12 protein-coding genes are annotated in these 18,349 nt (G+C 67.8%); 1 reads left to right on the forward strand and 11 read right to left on the reverse strand.

The annotated features are described in order from the left end of the window. Positions 1–61: 61 nt before the first annotated feature. The 5 genes from Q9S36_RS27895 to Q9S36_RS27915 all read right to left on the reverse strand — a co-directional run bounded on the left by Q9S36_RS27895 (position 62) and on the right by Q9S36_RS27915 (position 9,437). The gene (locus tag Q9S36_RS27895; RefSeq protein WP_311288099.1) at positions 62–2,212 is read right to left on the reverse strand and encodes a glycoside hydrolase family 3 C-terminal domain-containing protein; all 2,151 of its coding nucleotides are present in this window, start codon (positions 2,210–2,212) and stop codon (positions 62–64) included. Beyond that, positions 2,200–3,870 (reverse strand): family 43 glycosylhydrolase, encoded by a 1,671-nt coding sequence (locus tag Q9S36_RS27900; RefSeq protein WP_311288100.1) that lies wholly within the window; start codon positions 3,868–3,870, stop codon positions 2,200–2,202. Before Q9S36_RS27900 ends, Q9S36_RS27895 begins: the two co-directional genes overlap by 13 nt. An 86-nt stretch (positions 3,871–3,956) precedes the next feature. After that, positions 3,957–5,693, reverse strand: coding sequence for a family 43 glycosylhydrolase (locus Q9S36_RS27905; RefSeq protein WP_311288101.1), 1,737 nt, complete (start codon positions 5,691–5,693; stop codon positions 3,957–3,959). After that, positions 5,690–8,137, reverse strand: a complete 2,448-nt coding sequence (locus tag Q9S36_RS27910) for a glycoside hydrolase family 2 TIM barrel-domain containing protein (RefSeq protein WP_311288102.1) — start codon at positions 8,135–8,137, stop codon at positions 5,690–5,692. The genes Q9S36_RS27905 and Q9S36_RS27910 overlap by 4 nt, the downstream gene beginning before the upstream one ends. A 4-nt stretch (positions 8,138–8,141) precedes the next feature. Then, complete coding sequence (locus tag Q9S36_RS27915; RefSeq protein ID WP_311288103.1) at positions 8,142–9,437, reverse strand: MFS transporter; 1,296 nt, start codon at positions 9,435–9,437, stop codon at positions 8,142–8,144. Between the two features lie 109 nt (positions 9,438–9,546). Here Q9S36_RS27915 and Q9S36_RS27920 point away from each other — a divergent pair, with 109 nt between their 5' ends. Further along, a complete protein-coding gene (locus Q9S36_RS27920; RefSeq protein WP_311288104.1) occupies positions 9,547–10,131 on the forward strand; it encodes a TetR/AcrR family transcriptional regulator in 585 nt (194 codons plus the stop codon). Positions 10,132–10,162: 31 nt separating this feature from the next. Here the strand turns inward: Q9S36_RS27920 and Q9S36_RS27925 are convergent, their stop codons facing one another. The 6 genes from Q9S36_RS27925 to Q9S36_RS27950 are packed head-to-tail and all read right to left on the reverse strand — an operon-like array spanning position 10,163 to position 18,279. Further along, entirely contained in the window at positions 10,163–10,903 is a 741-nt protein-coding gene (locus tag Q9S36_RS27925; RefSeq protein ID WP_311288105.1) for an SDR family oxidoreductase, read from the reverse strand. Between the two features lie 46 nt (positions 10,904–10,949). After that, positions 10,950–11,957 (reverse strand): alcohol dehydrogenase catalytic domain-containing protein, encoded by a 1,008-nt coding sequence (locus tag Q9S36_RS27930; RefSeq protein ID WP_311288106.1) that lies wholly within the window; start codon positions 11,955–11,957, stop codon positions 10,950–10,952. Further along, positions 11,954–12,814, reverse strand: coding sequence for a fumarylacetoacetate hydrolase family protein (locus tag Q9S36_RS27935; protein ID WP_311288107.1), 861 nt, complete (start codon positions 12,812–12,814; stop codon positions 11,954–11,956). The genes Q9S36_RS27930 and Q9S36_RS27935 overlap by 4 nt, the downstream gene beginning before the upstream one ends. Continuing rightward, positions 12,811–13,746, reverse strand: coding sequence for an SMP-30/gluconolactonase/LRE family protein (locus Q9S36_RS27940; protein ID WP_311288108.1), 936 nt, complete (start codon positions 13,744–13,746; stop codon positions 12,811–12,813). Before Q9S36_RS27940 ends, Q9S36_RS27935 begins: the two co-directional genes overlap by 4 nt. After that, on the reverse strand, positions 13,743–16,577 hold the full coding sequence (locus Q9S36_RS27945; protein WP_311288109.1) for an FAD-binding and (Fe-S)-binding domain-containing protein: 2,835 nt from the start codon (positions 16,575–16,577) through the stop codon (positions 13,743–13,745). The genes Q9S36_RS27940 and Q9S36_RS27945 overlap by 4 nt, the downstream gene beginning before the upstream one ends. Then, positions 16,564–18,279 (reverse strand): IlvD/Edd family dehydratase, encoded by a 1,716-nt coding sequence (locus Q9S36_RS27950; RefSeq protein ID WP_311288110.1) that lies wholly within the window; start codon positions 18,277–18,279, stop codon positions 16,564–16,566. The genes Q9S36_RS27945 and Q9S36_RS27950 overlap by 14 nt, the downstream gene beginning before the upstream one ends. Positions 18,280–18,349 lie beyond the last annotated feature (70 nt).

Genomic DNA, 18,349 nt, shown 5'->3' on the forward strand with positions numbered 1-18,349 from the left:
CCGGGCGACGGATGCCACTCTCCGGGAGTTCACGGGATACGACGACATTTCTCTCCTCCGTTCACAGGCGCCGTGCGCCGGCAGTGCTGCTCGGGCTGTGTGCATCGGCGACGACCGCCCAGGTCCCGGGTCGGCGAGACCACACCCGCGTCTGCGGATCCCGCTCGCGCGTGGGTGTCAGGTCGAGGTGCACGTCGACGACGGCTTCGGCGCCGGGTGCGAGCTCGACGCGGCGGAAGCCAACGAGCTGCGGAACGACCCGCTTGGCGGCCGTATCGACCGCATACACCTGCGCGACGGTCGAGCCGAGCCGTTCGCCGGTGTTGCGGACCCGTACTCGGGCAGTGCCGTTCTCCTCGGCAGCGGAGTGGTCGATCAGCTCAATCTCGAACGTCGTGTAGCCGAGTCCGAACCCGAAGGGGAAGGCTGCGGCGTGGCCGTCCTGGTCGAGCTTCCGCTGCCCCCACGACGCGTCGTAGACGATCGTGCGGGCTTCGGCGTCGAAGAACGGCAGGTGTGCGGCATCCGTCGGAACGGCCACCGGGAGCCGTCCGCCGGGCTCGACCGCGCCGGTCAGCACGTTGGCGAGGGCGCGGCCGCCCTCCATTCCCGGGTACCAGGCGTGGACGATCGCTGGCACCTTCTGCCGCCATGCCTCGACGATGATGGCGCTGCCGCCGATCAGGACGACTGTCGTGCGCGGGTTCGCGGCTGCGATGGCCGCGACAAGACGCTCATCGCCGGGGTGGAGCGTGAGAGACTCACGGTCGCCCCCGCGGCCGAACTGACTGGTGTTCTTGCGGGGCATCTTCTTCAGCAGCCAGCGGACCGGCGCGAGGGTGAACGGGAAGCCGAGGAAGCTGATGTCGATGTCGTCGTTCTCGATACGTTCACCCTCGTCGTCGTGGTCCATGCCGACGACCACGACAACGGCGTCTGCGCGTCGCGCCGCCGCCGCGGCCGCGGTCAGGTCGGAGCCGTCGGCGTACTCGATATCGATGTCGGGGAGCGCCTCGTGCAGTCCGGCGAGCGGCGTGACACTGCTCGGCGGGTGAACGAGCGACGAGCCGCGGTCGCCCATGTTGGACTGATCAGCGAGCGCGCCGATGACGGCCAGCCGTGTGATGGTCGGGCTGAAGGGGAGTACGGGGACGCCTCCGACCGGGTCGTTCTTCAACAGCACCATTGAGCGCTCCGCAACCTTGCGGGCGAGCGCGCGATGCTCGGCCGAAGCGACGACGCTGCGGCTGGGTTCGGCTTCGTCACGGGTCGCGGCGTGACGGAGGATGGTGCCGACGATGCGGCGCGCCGAGGTGAGGACGGTCTCGCGATCCAGCCGACCGTCCTTGAGCGCCTTGGGCAGCTCCCGTGCACGCAGCAGCGAAAGGGGCATCTCGATGTCGAGACCTGCTTCGAGGCTTTCGAGTCCATCGTGGGTGCCGAACACCCAGTCGCTCGTCACGAAGCCCTCGAACCCCCACTCGTCGCGCAGGACGTCCGTCAGGAGCACCTTGTTGACATCCATGAACTTGCCGTTCACGGAGTTGTAGGCGCTCATGACCGTTTCGGCGCCGGCATCGATCACGGCCTTGAAGTGCGGCAGGTAGACCTCGTGCAGTGCGTGGTCGTCGACCCGGACGTCGACCCTGAAGCGGGCGTTTTCCATGGAGTTGAGTGCGAAGTGCTTCACGCACGCCATCACGTTCGGGCGAAGGCCCAGCGTCAGGCCGACTCCCATGCGCCCGGTGAGGACAGGATCTTCGCCGTAGGATTCCTGCGCACGGCCCCATGAGGGGTGACGAAGGAGGTTGATGCACACCGCGCCCGAGTAATTGGCGCCCTGCGCGCGACCTTCAAGTCCCATCGCGTGGCCGACCTCCCGCTCGAGGTCGGGGTCCCACGTCGCAGCGCGCGCCATGCTCACGGGGAACGCCGTGGAGCCTTCGATCACGACGCCGCGGGGACCGTCCGTGAATTGCACGCCCGGGAAGCCGATCCGGGGGATCTGTGCCGCCCCTACCGCACCGGACTTGATCATGCCCGGGAGCTTTGTCATCGACCGTACGGTGATGTCTCCGTCCAGCAGACCGAGCAGCTCGCCGTCGGTGAGCTCGGCGAGCAGCTCCTCGACGGCGGCCTCGACGGTGGTCTCATTGGCACGCACCGCGCGGATGGCGTCGGGGAACGTGCGAACCTTCGTCATCTGGTCCATGTCAGTGTCCTTTCTGAGGGTTCGGCAGCCACTTGCACGGGCGTGCCGCGCGTGATGCCGTTCGCGTTGAATGAGTCGACAGCGACCCAGTACTCGTGTCCGGTGTTGAGCGAAGCGAGGTCGAGTTCGTGCGCGTCGCGCACGAGCCAGCTGTGGTAGAGCTTGTCGGCAGCCAGGCCGTATCGGACGTTGTAGCCGTCCGCGCCGGCGATCGCCTGCCAGCGGATGTCCGCGTTCATCGGACCGACCCGGTGCGCCGTCGGAAAGACCGCTGCGGGGGGCGTCCCGTCTCCCTGACCGAAGACGCGCAAACCGCTGACGGCGAATGTCGATCCGTAGGGCTGGGCGAAGCCGGTCACCCGCACGTGCCGCAGTACTCGCGGGGAGTCCAGTTCGACGAAGAGATGAGTGCGGCTGAGGCTCGTCGCGCGGGAGTCGTAGAGAGTCTCCCAGGTCACGGCATCCAGTGATCCCTCGACCAGCACCTCGACAGGCGGTTCGCCGAGGTCGATGTGCCGGCGCCAGATCAGAGTCTTGCCCGTCGCAGAGCGATCGTGGCGAGGCGGCTTCACATCGTGGTCGGCGACATTGATCTGGATCGACGACACCGTCGATCCTTCTGCCAGCTCGACGGAGATCCACTGGCCGGGAGCGCTCGTGGCCGGTACCCAGCAGGTGCGGACGTCCTCTTCGACGGCGAGAGTTGCGGGATGCTTCGGATGCGACGACGAGGCCGCCACAGGGCGACGCCACGACAGCAGCATCTCGCGTGCGGTGAGCGACCATGGGTCGGCCGGACCGTCCGGCATGTGGAGCGGGTAGTCGGCGAACTCCTGATTGCAGAAGAGCACCCCGTCCTCGTCGAATCCGGCCGGCCACAGCCCGATCCGGCGCTCGAACATGTGCCTCTTCGAGATGCGCATGGTCGCGGTGTGCCACCAGTTCCCGTGGCGGTCCTGGACGGTTGCCCCGTGTCCGGCGGCGGTGAAGAAGCCCGCCGGGTTGGACGAGAAGGGCGAGTACGGCGAGTAGTCGAAGGGACCGAGGGGCGAGCGAGCCGTGTAGTAGCCGTCGCTGTAGGTGTTGATCTGGGTGCCGGTGGATGAGTACTGAAGGTAGAAGACCCCGTCGTGCTTCGTCATCCAGGCGCCTTCCATATAGGTGTCACCCTGGATGAGGGTCTGGACCTTGGCCTGCGCGGACGGATCCCAATCGGTGCCGAATCGCTCCCAGCCGTGGACCTTCGGCTGACCGCGCACGATCTCCACCGGCTCGCCGATCGGGCGGAAGGTCTCGCGGTCGAGCTCCTGGCCCATGACGGGCTTCTTGCCCGATGAGCCCCAGTAAAGGTAGACGCGGCCGTCGTCGTCTTGGAAGAGGCACGGGTCGAAGAAGGCGAAGGAGCCCGGGATTCGCTCCCACACGCCCGATAGCGGGTCGGCGGTGCGGTAGAAGTCGCACGTCCCCCTTACGAGGGATGCGCAGAAGACGAGGTGCCCGTCGATCTCCTGCACGTCCGGCGCGTAGTCGTAGACGGGCAGCTCGGGGGTGGCGTGGAACTCCCAGCCGATCAGATCGTCCGAATACCAGAACCCACCCGACACCGACGGGAAGAGGTAGTAGCGCCCCTTGAACTCAACCAGAGATGGGTCAGCCATCTCCCGCATGATCGTGCGGGGGAACGGACCGACTCCGAGGCTCTGAAGGCGGTACGAAAGATCCAGCGGATTGCCTACGAGGGCGCTCATTGCACGCGCACCGCCTCGCCGCGTGTGATGCCGTTCTCGTTGAACGAGTCGACGGCGACCCAGTACTCCTGGCCGGCATTCAGAGCGCCGAGGTCGTGCGACGTGCGCGCGTCGAGCTGCCAGCTGGAGTAGAGCTTGTCGGCAGCGGTCCCGTAGCGCAGGTTGTACCCCTGCACGCCGGGGACGGCCGTCCAGCTGACCCGCGCGTCCATCGGACCGGTGCGCAGTGCCTTCGCGGTCACGGCGGCAGGGGCCTCGCCGTTGCCGTGCCCGAACACCCGGAGGCCGCTGACAGCGAACCGACCGCCGTAGGGCTGGGCGTAACCCGTCACTCGGACGTAGCGGTACTCGGCGGGTTCGTCGAGTTCGATGAAGACGTGCGAGCGGCTCTCGCCGGTGGCTCGCGAATCGTACAGGGTCGTCCAGTCGCTGCGGTCGTTCGAGACCTGTACGACGAACGGGGTCGCCGGTTCGGTCTGATTGATGTGACGCTGCCACAGCGCCGTCATCGTCGTCTCCTTGCGCGACCGCTTCACGGTCGGCTGCAGCTCGTGCTCGGCGATGTTCACCTGGATAGAGCTGATCGTGGAGCCTGCGGTCAGTTCGGTCTGCACCCATTGACCGGGGTTCGCGTCGGCCGCGACCCACCAGGTCGTGGCGTCCTCGTCGACGGCGAGCTCGGGACCGTGCTCGGGATCGGATGACGAGGCGATCGTCGGCGCACCCGGGTTGAGCAGCATGGCCTTCGCCGACAGCGACCACGGGTCGGCCGGTCCGTCAGGGATCGTCATCGGGTAGTCCGCGAACTCCTGGTTGCAGAAGAGCACGCCGTCGTCGTCGAAGCCGGCGGGGAAGAAGCCGATGCGGCGCTCGAACATGAACGCCTTCGAGATGCGCATCGTCGCGATGTGCCACCAGTTGCCGTGCTCGTCCTGGAACGTCGAGCCGTGGCCGGCGGCGGGCATGAATCCGCCCGGCTTGGATGAGAAGGGTGAGCTCGGGGCATAGGTGAAGGGGCCGAGCGGCGAGTCGGCGGTGTAGTAGCCGTCGCTGTAGGTGTGCAGCTCGGTGCCGGGTGCGGAGTACTGCAGGTAGTAGCGGCCGTTGTGCTTGGTCATCCACGCGCCCTCGATGAACGGGTTCGCGCTGACGAACGGCTTGAGGAAGATCGACCGCTTGTCGTTGTCGGGGTTGAAGTCCCTGCCGCGGCGCTCCCAGCCGTGGGTCTTGTTGTCGCCTTGGATGAACGCGACCGGGTCGCCGATGGGCTGGAAGGTCGTGCGGTCGAGTTCGACGCCCTGGATCGGGGTCTTGTCGGAGCATCCCCAGTAGAGGTAGACCCGTCCGTCGTCGTCCTGGAAGAGGTTGGGGTCCCAGATCTTGAGGGCGCCCTTGATCTCCTCCCACTGCCCGCCCAGCGGATCGCTCGTGCGGAAGAAGTTGCCCGTCTTCGTCGGGTGCGATGCGCAGACGACCATCTGATCGTCGATGATGCGCACGTCGGGCGCGTAGTCGTAGTTCGGCAGGGTCGGGGTGGCGACGAAGTCCCAGTTCTTCAGATCTGTCGAGTGCCAGAACCCGCCCGACATCGACACGAACAGGTAGAACCGCCCCCGGTAGTGGATGACGGACGGGTCGGCGCCTTCGCGGACGACGCGGCGATAGAAGGGACCGATCGTGAGCTCCTGGAACCGGTACGGGAGGTCGATCGGGTTGCAGATGACAGCAGTCATGAGTGGGAGCCTTCCGAGTAGGCGAAGACGCGCAGGTCGCGTGAGGAATCAAGGGGGCTGAGAGTGAGGCGGGCGTCGCCGTGAGTGCGTGTGCTCGCGGTGAGCGTCACCGCTCCGGTGTCACCGGTGCTGCGCAGGGCGAGCAGTGCGCGACCGCGGTAGGTGGAGTGGACGAGATCGGTGAACGACTCCTCGGTGGCTGGCGCCCCGCTCCCGAAGCCCGCGACGACCGCCGGGCCGTCGACCCGGACCACGATGGTGTCGGATGCGGCGGCATCCACGACGCCGTCGTCATCGGCGAGCTCCAGCCGCACGAAGACCACGTCGCCGACGATCTCGAGCTCGCTCTCGGCGATCAGTCGCAGGCGAGCCGGACCGGCGGTACGGAGTTGCGACCGCGATACCCCCCTCCCTTCGCGGTAGCCGATCGCCTCGATGGTTCCGCGCTCGAAATAGCCGCGGAACCGCGCAAGGAAGCCGTTCGTCTCTCCCGCGACGACCCTGCCAAGGCTGCGTCCCTCGATGAGAACCTCGACCTCGTCATCGTCGCTGTAGATCTCGATTTCGACGCGTTCGCCCTCGTGACCCGCCCAGGACCAGCTTTCGATGGCGTCGGTCGATCGCCACGAGGATCGCGCGATGGGCCCCGGGGTCACGTCGAGCGGGCGCACCGCGATGGCGGGTGCGGCGAGCATCCCCCAGGCAGCCTGAGCGAGTCGGATGGCAGCTCCCGGGACGCCGGTGATGTCGAAGATGCCCATCTGCGATGTCAGCTGCGGGTAGGGCTTGAGGAACGGCGCGGTGCGCGTGCCGTAAGCCCACGCGCCGCCTCCTGCCTCGCCCATGTAGTCCCAGCCCGCCCAGACGAAGTCGCCGATCACCGTCGGGAGTCTCTTGGAGAGGGCGTAGTTGCGCGCGAGGTCGCCCGGCATCGTCTCGGTGCCGATGACGAGCCGGTCGGGATGCGCGACGGCGTCGATCTCGTAGCGTGCTGTTCCATAGTTGTAACCGGCCACGTCGAAATGAGTGAACAGCTCGCTCGTCGCTCGGTCGGCGCCGCGCAGCTTGGGGAAGCGGCTCATGAGGAAGCCGAAGCGGTTGGAGATGACGTTGAGAGCGGTGCTCGTCATGTCGGGTGCGGCTTTGGCGACGCGCTCGTCAAGCTCCTTCTCGTGGCTTTTCGCCAGCCCAGCGAATGCCGCGCCGACGAGGTTGACGCCGATCGTTGTCAGACGCGACGGATCGAGGCGACGCAGCTCAGCAGCCATCGCCGCAGCCGTGCGACGACCGCGTGGCGAGAACGCCTCGCCGTTCTCGTTGCCGACCGAATACATGATCACGCTGGGATGGCACCGATCCTTCGCGACCATCGAGCCGAGGTCGTCACGCCAGCTGTCCTCGAACAGGTCGGCGTCGTCATGCTCTGTCTTGTGGTCGTACCAGCCGTCGAAGGCCTCGTCCATGACGTACATGCCGAGCTCGTCGCACGCGTCGAGCAGAGCGCGTGACGCCGGGTTGTGCGCGCTGCGGATGGCGTTGAAGCCGGCGTCCTTCAGGATGCGGATGCGGCGGCGCTCGGCGGCCGGAAACGTCGCCGCCCCGAGCACGCCGCTGTCGTGGTGGATGTTCGCCCCCCGCAGGATGACGGACGTCCCGTTGACGAGGAGCCCACGGCGCGTATCGGCGACGACGGTGCGCAGACCGATCCGCCGTGAAGTCCGATCACGTTCGACGCCGTCGACCGAGAGGACGACCTCCAAGTCGTAGAGTGACGGCGACTCCGCTGACCACACGGCGGCGTCGGGAACGCTCAGGTCGACTGCGGCCGTCGCGCCACCCGTGACCGCGCCGCGCTCTCCCACCACGTCGCGGTCGCGGCGGAGGGTGACGACGACGTCGACAGACTCGCCGTCAGGGTTGGCGATCGCCGCGTCGATCTCGACGATCGCCGTCGACCCGGCGAGCCGGGTGCGTACCGCCAGTCCACCTTCGACGAGATGAACGCGGTCGCGCACCTCCAGCCAGACCGGCCGATAGATTCCCGATCCCGTGTACCACCGCGCATTGGGGGTCTGGGCGTTGTCGACCGCGACCTCGATCGTGTGCTCGACGCCCTCTCGCAGGTGCGGATCGAGCCGGACCTCGAACTCGCGGTAGCCGCTGGGCGAGCCGCCGACCGCTCGGCCATCCAACATCACGCGGGAGCGACGGTAGATCCCCTCGAAGCGAAGCGCGACCTCCTTGCCGGTGATCTCAGATCCGGGTGTCCACACCTTGCGGTATCGGTACGTGCCTCCTGGAAAGTAAGCGCCATGCGCCCAGGACGATTCACCGGCGCTGCGCCGCTCACCGATCATCGCGTCGTGAGGGAGGTCGACGCGGGTGTACTCGACGTCCCGCTCGCGTCGAAGCTCCCAGCCGCGGGTGAAAGGTGCGGTTGCCATTGCTCTATCGGACCGACTTGATCTTGAAGATGCTGAACGCGCCGAACAGGATCACGACGAGCGAGATGATGAAGACGGGCGGGTACCCGAAGCCGAGGCCGATGATTCCGGCCGTAGCGAGCGGAGCAATGATGCCGGGAACGGTGTTGGCCGTGTTGAGGATGCCGAGGTCCTTGCCTCGGCTCTCCTCGTTGGGAAGAACCTCCGTCATGAGCGCGGTGTCCACCGCGAGGAATGCGCCCAGACCGAGGCCCGAAAGGGCTGCGAAGATGACCATCGACGTCGGCGTCGGCCAGACCAGCGGCAGCAGTACGGCGACACCGAAGAAGAGCGAGGCGACGAAGATGGGCACCCGGCGTCGCTTGATCTTGTCGGAGATCGGGCCGGCCAGCGAGATGCCGATCAGGATCGTGACAAGGCTCGCCAGGCCGGAGTAGAGGACGACGGGCTCTGCCTCCTCGGTCGTGAGCCCGATGTAGTCGGTGAGGATGTAGAGCGAGAAGTTCTGCACCATGTAGAGCCCGAGCAGAAGCGTGAACCGCCCCGCGAACGCCCAGTAGAAGTCAGGAGCGTTCTTGGGGAACCGGAACGAGTCCGCGAGGCCCCGCATGTCGAGCTTGGCACGCGGTTCGTCCTTGCTCGAGAAGTCCGGGGCGACCGCGACGAACAGGAGTCCGCCCGCGAGCAGCACCCCCGATGCGATGTAGAAGAGGATGGTCGGGGCCGAGAGGAACTGCGAGGCGATGATGTTGGCGACCGCGCCGCCCAGCACCTGCGCGCCGCCGTAGATCGCCGACGCGGTTCCGCGCTTCTCGCGGGGGATTCGATCGGGGAAGATCGCGAGCACCGCGGCGGGCAGGGCGCTGAAGACCAGCTGATAGCCGATGAAGGCGACGATCAACGTGCCGATGTTGTCGGCCACACCCAGGAGAACCAGGCCGACAGACCCACTCACTGCGCCCAGGATGATCCACGGTGTGCGCTTGCCGAGGCGGCTGCGCGTGAGATCGGAGATCGCGCCCCAGAAGAAGAGTGCGAGTGTCGTCAGCACACCACCGATAGCGGTGAAGATCGCGAGGACGAAGACCTTGTCGTCAGGCGCGAGGATCGCGATCTTGGCTTGAAGGGGGAGGCCGTTCGCGATGCTGTTCGCGAAGACCCAGACGAGTCCGATGATCATGAAGCCCAGCCCGAGGCGCTTCGTCCCGGTTCGTGACCGGACGGTTCCGATCGTGCTCGTGGGCTCGTCGAGGATTCCGGGGTGAGCTGCAGGCTCGGGGATCTCTGTGGACATCGTCATCCAGCTTTCGTCGGGTGAAGCGGACTGCTTCGTGCGCTATTCGACCACTCGGTCGATTAGAAGATACCAACATCCTGGCTATTTGTCTACCGATCGGTAGAATGAACGCATGGCGATGACAGATACACGCGCACCGATTCCCCGGATGAAGGCGGAGGATCGGCGCGAGCAGATCCTCAGCGAGGCGTTCCAGCTGATCTCAGTGGGTGGATTCAATGCCGTGTCACTGTCCGACATCGCGAAAGCATGCGGCATCCAGAAGTCCTCGGTGCTGCACCATTTCCCGTCGATGAACGACCTGCTGTTCGCCGTGCTCCAGAAGCGGGAGGAGCAGGACTACGAGTTCTACGCCGCGCAGCCCGCACAGGAAGCCCCGACGGGACCTCGCGCGGCCCGCGAGCGCTTCACTCGCGTGTTCCAGCACAACTTGGAGCGCCACGAGTTCGTGCGGCTCTACTCGATCCTCTCGGCCGAAGCACTCTCCCCCGACCACCCTGCCCACGAGTACTTCGCGATGAGGTCGCGCGTGGCGAGAGGGGAAGTCGCGCGCTTCCTCGAATGGAAGGACGATCCCGCGTTGGCAGCCGCCGAGTTCCTGGCGTTCTGGGACGGCCTGGAACTGAGCTGGCGCCACGATCCCGACCTCGATCCGCTCGCGATCTGGGAGAGCTACTGCGACCGCTTCTTCGTCTGAACGGCCGCGACACGCCTCCGTTGCAGGCGGGTCAGACCCGCAGGGTCGTCAGGCCGCCGTCGACGGTGAGGACGGTGCCGGTCGTCGATGCCGCTCGGGGGGATGCGAGGTTGGCGATCGCGAAGGCGATCTCCTCGGCGGTGACCAGGCGACCCATCGGCTGCCGAGCGCGGAGGTTCGCGGCCGTCTCCTCCGGGGCGTCGGACGCGGCGAGGAGTCGCTGCACCCACGGAGTATCGGCGGTACCGGGCGCGATGGCGTTGACGCGGATGCCGTCTGCGAGGTGGTCCGCGGCCATCGCGTAGGTCAGCGCGACCACGGCACCCTTCGTCGCGCTGTACAGGGCGCGGTTCCGCAGTCCCGACGTGCCCGCGACGGATGCCGTGTTGACGATGGCCGCGTTGTCGGATGCCCGCAGGTGAGGCAGTGCCGCGCGGGTCATCCGGGCGATGCCGACGACGTTGACGTCGTAGACGCGATGCCATTCGGCGTCGTCGTTCTCGGCGATGTCTCCGGCGGCGCCGATGCCGGCGTTGTTGATGAGGATGTCGATGCCGCCGTAGGCGGCGGCGATCTCGGCGATCGCGGCCCGGACATCGTCGTCATTCGTGATGTCCGCCGTCGCGGCGAAGATCCCCTCGACGGAGTCGGGGATGCTCCGGTCGACGATCGCGACGCGCGCGCCCCGTCCTTTGAGCTCCAGGGCGGTGGCGGCGCCGATGCCGCTCGCTCCGCCGGTGACGACGGCGGTCAGGCCGGTGAGGTCGGTCATCAGTTCTCCTCAGATCTGCGGGGTGTGAGTGTCGGGGGTGGTGGGGTCAGGGGGCGACGTGGAACTTCGGTCCGGGTCCGGCACCATCGGGCCGGCTCCCGGCGAGGACGGCGGGAAGCTCCTCGAGCGAGACCGTCGCCGCGACGAGCGGCCGCGGATCGACCAGGCCGTCCGCGTACGTGGCGACCGTTCCCGCGAGACCGGGCGAAGCGCTCAGGATGCCGACGGCAGTGACATCCTTCAGCGCGATGTCACGAGTGTCCACGAGGCTGGGAGTGCCGGCCAGCCCCACGTACACGACCCGCTTGCCGGGCTCGACGAGGGCAACCGCCTTCGCGGGGAGGTGCGGGGCGTTCGAGGCTTCGATCACTGCGTCCCAGGGGAGGTCGGGGAGATCGGCCTCGCTCCACACACCGTCGAATCCGAGAGTGCGGGCGAAGGCCAGTGAGCGTTCGCTGCGACCGAGGAGATGCACCTCGGCGCCGGCTGCTCGGGCGAACATGGCGCAGAGCAGGCCGATGGTTCCCGGACCGAGGACCAGGCATCTGTCCCCCGGCTTCAGGTTCGCCGCCTGGACCGACCGGTAGGCGTTTCCGCCGGGCTCGACCATGGCACCTGCGGCGTCATCGACACTGTCGGGGAGGCGGAGCAGCGCCGTGACCGGCATCGCGAGCTGCTCTGCCAGAGCGCCGGGCCTGCCGCCGCGGATCCCGACCTCGAAGCGGAATTCGCACACGTGCTGCAGCCCCTGACGGCACCGGTTGCACACACCGCAGCCGAGCATCGTGTCGCCGGTGACGCGTGCGCCGAGCCAGCCCGGGTCCACGCCGTCTCCGATCGCGCTGACCCTCCCCATCCACTCGTGGCCGATCCGGATCGGATACTCGGCGTGACGGGTGTGCAGATACTGCATCTCGCCGGTGAAGAACTCGGTGTCGGTGCCGCAGATGCCCGCGCGCCCGACGTCGATGACGACCTCGCCCGCGGCTGCCTGCGGCGGCGCGACGTCCTGGACCTCCGCGTGATGGGGACCCGTGATGACCAGGGCTCTCATCGAGGACCGATCACCGTCTGACGCTGCTCGCCGAGCCCGGTGATCCCCAGCGTCATGACGTCACCCTCCTGCAGCCAGATCGGCGGCTTGAAGCCGAGACCGACTCCGGGGGGTGTGCCGGTGTTGATCAGATCACCGGGCTCGAGGACCATGAACTGGCTGATGTAGTGGACGAGGAAGTGGGGGTCGAAGATCATCGTCGAGGTCGAGCCGGTCTGCCGGCGGACGCCGTTGACGTCCAGCCACATGTCCAGCGCGAGGACGTCGTCGATCTCATCCTGCGTGACGAGCCACGGACCGGCCGGGTTGAAGGTCTCGGCCGATTTGCCCTTGAGCCACTGCCCGCCGCGCTCCATCTGGAAGGCCCGTTCGCTGACGTCGTTGACGAGAACGAAGCCGGCGATGTGGTCGCGGGCGTCCTCGATCGAGTCGAGGTAGCTGGTGCGGGCGCCGATCACGATTCCGAGCTCGACCTCCCAGTCGGGCTTGGTCGAGCCGCGCGGGATGCGGACGTCGTCGTCAGGGCCGATGAGGGTGTTGGGCGACTTGGTGAAGAGGATGGGCTCGTCCGGGACGGCCTGTCCGCTCTCGGCGGCGTGGTCGGCGTAGTTCAGGCCGACGCAGATGATCTGGTGAGGACGGGCGATGGGAGCCCCGACCCGCTTGTCGCCGAGGGGCCGGGCGTCACCGTTCGCGGCGCGCTCGGCGACGATCGGGGCGATGCGTCCGAGGCCGCCCGATCCGAAGAATGCCTCGTCGAAATCGGTGACGACATCGGACAGGTCGACGTACTGCCCGTCCTCGACGAGCGCGGCGGGCTTCTCGGCGCCGGGTGCGCCGATTCGCAGAAGCTTCATTCTGTTCCTTCCAGGGAGGTGGGGGCCAGGCGCGAAGCGGCGCCCGCCCAGAGGTGGGGGTGGTTGCCCCTGACACCGGGTCTGATGGTGAACAGGAGTCCCGCGAGCGGATACTGGACCAGCTGCTCGTCGGTGAGGTTCTCGGTGGCGGTGGTGATCACGAGCGTGTCGAGGTCGGGACCTGCGAACGTGACGCACGACACATGCGGAGCGGGCACGTCGATGCGTCCGACCGGTTCGCCGGCCGGCGAGTAGCGCACCACGCACCCCCCGCCCCACACGGCGACCCAGAGGTGATCGTCGGCGTCGGTCGTGATGCCATCGGGGTAGCCGTCGCCAGGCAGCTCGCTGAAGAGCCTCCGCGCGCCCGCCTTGCCGCTCTCCGGGTCGTAGTCCCGCACGAAGATGCGGCGGGTGAGCGTGTCGACGCTGTAGAGGAGCCGCCCGTCCCGTGTCCAGGCGAGTCCGTTCGAGAGACTGAGGTCGTCGTCGAGGACGGTGACTCGGGAGTCGGTCTCGAACCGGACGAGCTGTTCCTCGGACGTCGGCCCCTTGGTCCCCACGACGAAGCGACCGGCAGGGTCGGGCTTGCCGTCGTTGAACCGCCGCTCGTCACCGCCGATGACTTCGGGCCCTGCGGTGACAGTGCCGTCGACGGCGCGGAAGTAGAGCCGGTGGGTGCCCGCCACCACCATTTCTCCCGCACGTGAGATCGCGACGGCTCCCGCGGTGTCGGGGAACGCGATGCGCTCTTCGATCTGGATGCCGCCGCCGTACGCGAATCGCCCGCGATAGACGTCGCCCGCCATGATGTCCACCCAGAGCAGTTCTCCACGGACCGGATCCCACGTGGGTCCTTCGCCGAGGAAGTGCGGGACGCCCGTGGCCACCCGGGGGGTGCCGATCGTCGGGATGTGTGCGAACGGTCTCATCGGGTCCCTCTCGTGGGCGTGCGGTTCACTGCGGCGTCCAGCAGCTGAAGGATGTGCTGGTAGTCGTTTCCGGTCGCCCTGGTCATCCCGAGTTCGCAGGTGCGGTTGACGGAGGCGTGGGCGTCGGAGGCGGCATCCGCGACATCTGCCGCCTCTTTCGCGGTGGCGGATGCAGTCAACTCGGGGTGGAGCATTCCCCTGTCGCCGGCGAAGGCGCAGCATCCCCAGTCCTCGGGGATCACGACCGTTTCGGCTGCGGCGGCGGCGACGCGGTTGAGTGCCGGGTTGATGCCGAGATGCGTGGACGAGCAGGTGGGGTGCAGCGTCACGGACCGGGCCTTCTCGCCGACCGGGAGATGCGGCAGGACGTGCTCGTCGACGAATGCGACCGCGTCGACCACCCGGATTTCGTGGGCCTTCGCCGCGTCCAGGAGGATCTCCAGGCCCTCCGTGCAGGAGGACGCATCGCAGACGACGGGGAGCCGGCCGCCGTCGGTCGCGCCGAGCAGCGATGCCGTCACTTTGGCTTTCATCACCGCGTATCCGTCGGTGAGGCCCTTGGACTTCCAGGGGGTTCCGCAGCACAGCGACGGCAGATCGTCGGGTGTCGCGATCTCGACCCCGGCGCGCTCGCACAGCCGCAGGAACGACTCGGAGACGCCGTCGCCCTCCACCGGCCCGAACATGGTGGTGGTGCAGGAGGAGAAGTAGATCGCGCGAGGTTCCGCGGCGGCGATGGTCTTTCGACGCTTGCCGCCGCCGGGAAGATCGGCGGTGTACTGCGGCACGGTATCGGTGCCGAGGATGCCGCGGCCGACCTTTGTCGCGAACGCGGGCAGCGCGGTCGGCACGGCGTCGGCGAGCGACAGCGCGACTCCGCCGATGCTGCTGACGGCATCCCACCCGTGCGCGGCTGCCTTCCAGCCGGCTTGCATGATGGCGTTCTGGTTCTCGGCGCGGAGTCGGCGGACGAGGTCGCCGGTGTTGATGAGCACCGGGCAGGCGGTCTGGCACATGCCGTCCACGGCGCAGGTCTGCACCCCGTCGTACCCGTACTCCTTCTCCAGCGTGCGGGCGAGGTCCTCATCTCCGCGATCGCGGGCGGACTGCATCTCGCGCCGCAGCACGATCCGCTCACGCGGCGTGAGCGTGATGTCCTTGGACGGGCAGACGGGTTCGCAGTAGCCGCATTCGACGCAGCGGTCCACCTCGGACTCGACGGTCGGCGCGGTCTTGAGGTTGCGGGTGTGCGCCTTCGGGTCGTCCGTGAGAAGAACGCCGGGGTTGAGCAGCATCTCGGGATCGAGAAGTCGCTTCACCTCCCACATCACGTCGTAGAGCTCGGCCCCGTACTGCCGCTGCACGAACGGCGCCATGATGCGCCCCGTGCCGTGCTCGGCCTTGAGCGTCCCGCCCTGCGACAGCACCAGATCGACCATGTCGTCGGTGAAGGCTTCATAGCGGGTGAGGTTGGCGGTGTCGTCGAAGCGCTCGTTGATGAGGAAGTGGATGTTGCCGTCCTTGGCGTGCCCGAAGATGACGCTGCCCTCATAGCCGTGCCGATCGAAGAGCGCGATCAGCCGCGTGCACGTCTCATTGAGCCGGTCCACGGGCACGGCGATGTCTTCCAGCAGTGCCGTCGTCCCGGACGGACGAGCGCCGGCGACGGCCGTGAACAGGCCCTTTCGGATGTGCCACAGGTGCGCACGGATCGCGGCATCGGTGGAGAGGACGGCGGGACTGGCAAGAGGAAGCGACGCGAACACTCCGGGGGCTTCCGCGATCCGGGCGTCGAGAGCTTCGAGCGACTCCTCCTGATACTCGACGAGCAGTGCTGCGTGGCCGACGACGGTGAGGTCGACGAGATCACTGGTCGCCTCTGGGTCGCGTTGAGCGACGCGCAGGGATGCGGCATCCATCAATTCGATCGCCGCGAACCCGGCCGTGACGAGCGCCGGCAGTGATGCCGTCGCGTCGGCGAGGGTCTCGAACACGAGCAGACCCGTGGCGACGTGTGTGAGCAGGGGGAGGGTGCGGAAGGTGGCTTCGGCGACGAACGCGAGGGTGCCCTCGGAGCCGACCACGAGGTGCTCGAGGATCTTCACCGGCTCGGTGTGGTCGAGGAAGGAGTTCAGCCCGTACCCCATCGTGTTCTTGATGGCGTGCAGTCGGTGCAGCGTCGCGACGGAGTCGGGGTTGCCGCGCACACGGTCGCGCAGCCGCTCGAGCCCTTCGTGGAGGGCGGGCTCCCGCTCGCGCAGAAACTGGTCGGCGCCCGGCGCTCCGGTGTCGACGACGGTTCCGGTGGGAAGGACGAGCAGCGCGGACTCGAGCGTCCGGTACGTGTTCGCGTGGGTGCCGCACGACATCCCGCTGGAATTGTTCGCCACCACTCCCCCGATGGTGCAGGCGATCTCGCTGGCGGGGTCCGGGCCGAGCTTGCGACCGTGCCGTGCCAGGCGCACGTTGACAGCGCGCACGGTTGCACCGGGCTGACTGCGCACCAGCATCCCGCCTTCGAGCACATCGATGCGCCGGAAGCCCTTCCGGGTGTCGACCAGGATCCCGTCGGTGCCCGCCTGTCCCGAGAGGCTCGTTCCGCCCGAGCGGAAGGTCATCGGCACCCCTGCGGCCCGCGTGGCCGCCATGATGCGAGAGACGTCGTCGATGCCGCGAGCAGTCGCGACCGCCTGCGGGGTCAGCAGGTAGTGGGAGGCGTCGTGGGCGCCGGCCAGACGGTCGGTGGCGCGAGTGCCGACGTGCGCTCCGCTCTGCTCGAGCGCGGTGATCAGCGACACGTCCGGCGCGACCAGCGTGTCAGTGGGACTCACGAGCGACCTTCGATCCGGTGGATCCGACGAGGAAGTCCAGGTCGGCGCCCTGGTCGGCCTGGAGGACGTGGTCGACGTAGAGCCGCTCCCATCCGCGGCGCGGGTTCGCATATCCGTCGACGGTCGCCGCGTTCGGGGTGCGGGTCGCGAGCTCGTCTGCCGGGACATCGAGGTCCAGCCGGCCCGCGCGAACGTCGACACTGATCCAGTCGCCGGTCTGGACCAGCGCGAGAGGGCCGCCCGCGGCCGCCTCCGGCGTGACGTGCAGGATGACGGTCCCGTACGCGGTCCCCGACATGCGGCCGTCGCAGATGCGGACCATGTCGCGCACGCCGCGCTCGAGCAGCTTGGTAGGCAGGGGCATGTTCGACACTTCCGGCATCCCCGGGTATCCCTTTGGCCCGCAGCCGCGCAGCACCAGGATGCTGGTCTCGTCGATGTCGAGGTCGGGGTCGTCGATCCGGGCGTGGAAGTCCTCGATGGAGTCGAAGACCACGGCCCGGCCTCGGTGCTTGAGGAGGTGCGGTGACGCGGCCGCCGGCTTGATGATCGCTCCTCCGGGCGCCAGCGAGCCGCGGAGGACGCTGATTCCTGCCGCGGGCAGCAGCGGCGAGTCGCGCGGAGTGATCACGTCGGCATCCCAGATGCGGGCGTCGTCGAGGTAGCCGACGAACGGCTTGCCCGTGATCGTCAACGCGGTCGGGTCGAGGAGGTCGCGCACTTCGCGCATCACGGCGAGGAACCCGCCGGCGCGGAAGAGGTCGTCCATCAGATATCGGCCGGCCGGTTGCAGGTTCACCAGCAGTGGGACCTCGGCACCGATCCGGTCGAAGTCGTCGATCGTCAGGTCGATGCCGAGGCGACCGGCGATCGCCAGGAGGTGCACCACGGCGTTCGTCGATCCGCCGATCGCGGCGAGCGCAACGATCGCGTTGTGGAAGTTCGCCTTCGTCAGGAACGTCGACGGCCGACGGTCGTCGGCCACCAGCTGCACGGCGAGTGCTCCGGTGACATGGGCCGCCTCGAGCAGGCGTGCGTCGGGAGCGGGCGTTCCGGCCAGCCCTGGAACGACGGTGCCCAGCGCCTCGGCGACGAGCGCCATGGTGGACGCGGTGCCCATCGTGTTGCAGTGACCCTTGGAGCGGATCATCGACGACTCCGACTTCAGGAACATCGCCTCGCTCAGCGTGCCGGCGCGGACCTCCTCACTCAGGCGCCACACGTCGGTGCCGCACCCGAGAGCTTCGTTGCGGAAGTGTCCCGTGAGCATCGGACCCCCGGGCACCACGACAGCGGGAAGGTCGACGGATGCCGCAGCCATCAGCAGGGACGGGATCGTCTTGTCGCACCCGCCGAGCAGCACCACGCCGTCGATCGGATTGGCGCGGAGCATTTCCTCCGTCGCCATCGCAGCCATGTTGCGCCACAGCATCGCCGTCGGGCGGACCTGCGTCTCCCCCAGTGAGACCACCGGCAGCTCGAGGGGGATGCCGCCCGCTTCGTAGATGCCGTTCTTCACGGACTGGGCGACCTCGTTCAGATGCGAGTTGCAGGGCGTGAGATCGGATGCCGTGTTGGCGATCGCGATCTGCGGGCGGCCGGTGAACGCCGAGTCGGGGACGCCTCGGCGCATCCATGCGCGGTGGATGTAGGCGTTGCGATCGTCACCGTCGTACCACTCGGAACTGCGGAGCGTCGTCATTGTCGGTCCCTCGATCGGAGTGGTTTCGGCGGCCCTGAGCCGAATGGATACGCTGGTTTAATGCACCGAC

It is taken from the genome of Microbacterium sp. ARD31 (assembly GCF_031844425.1).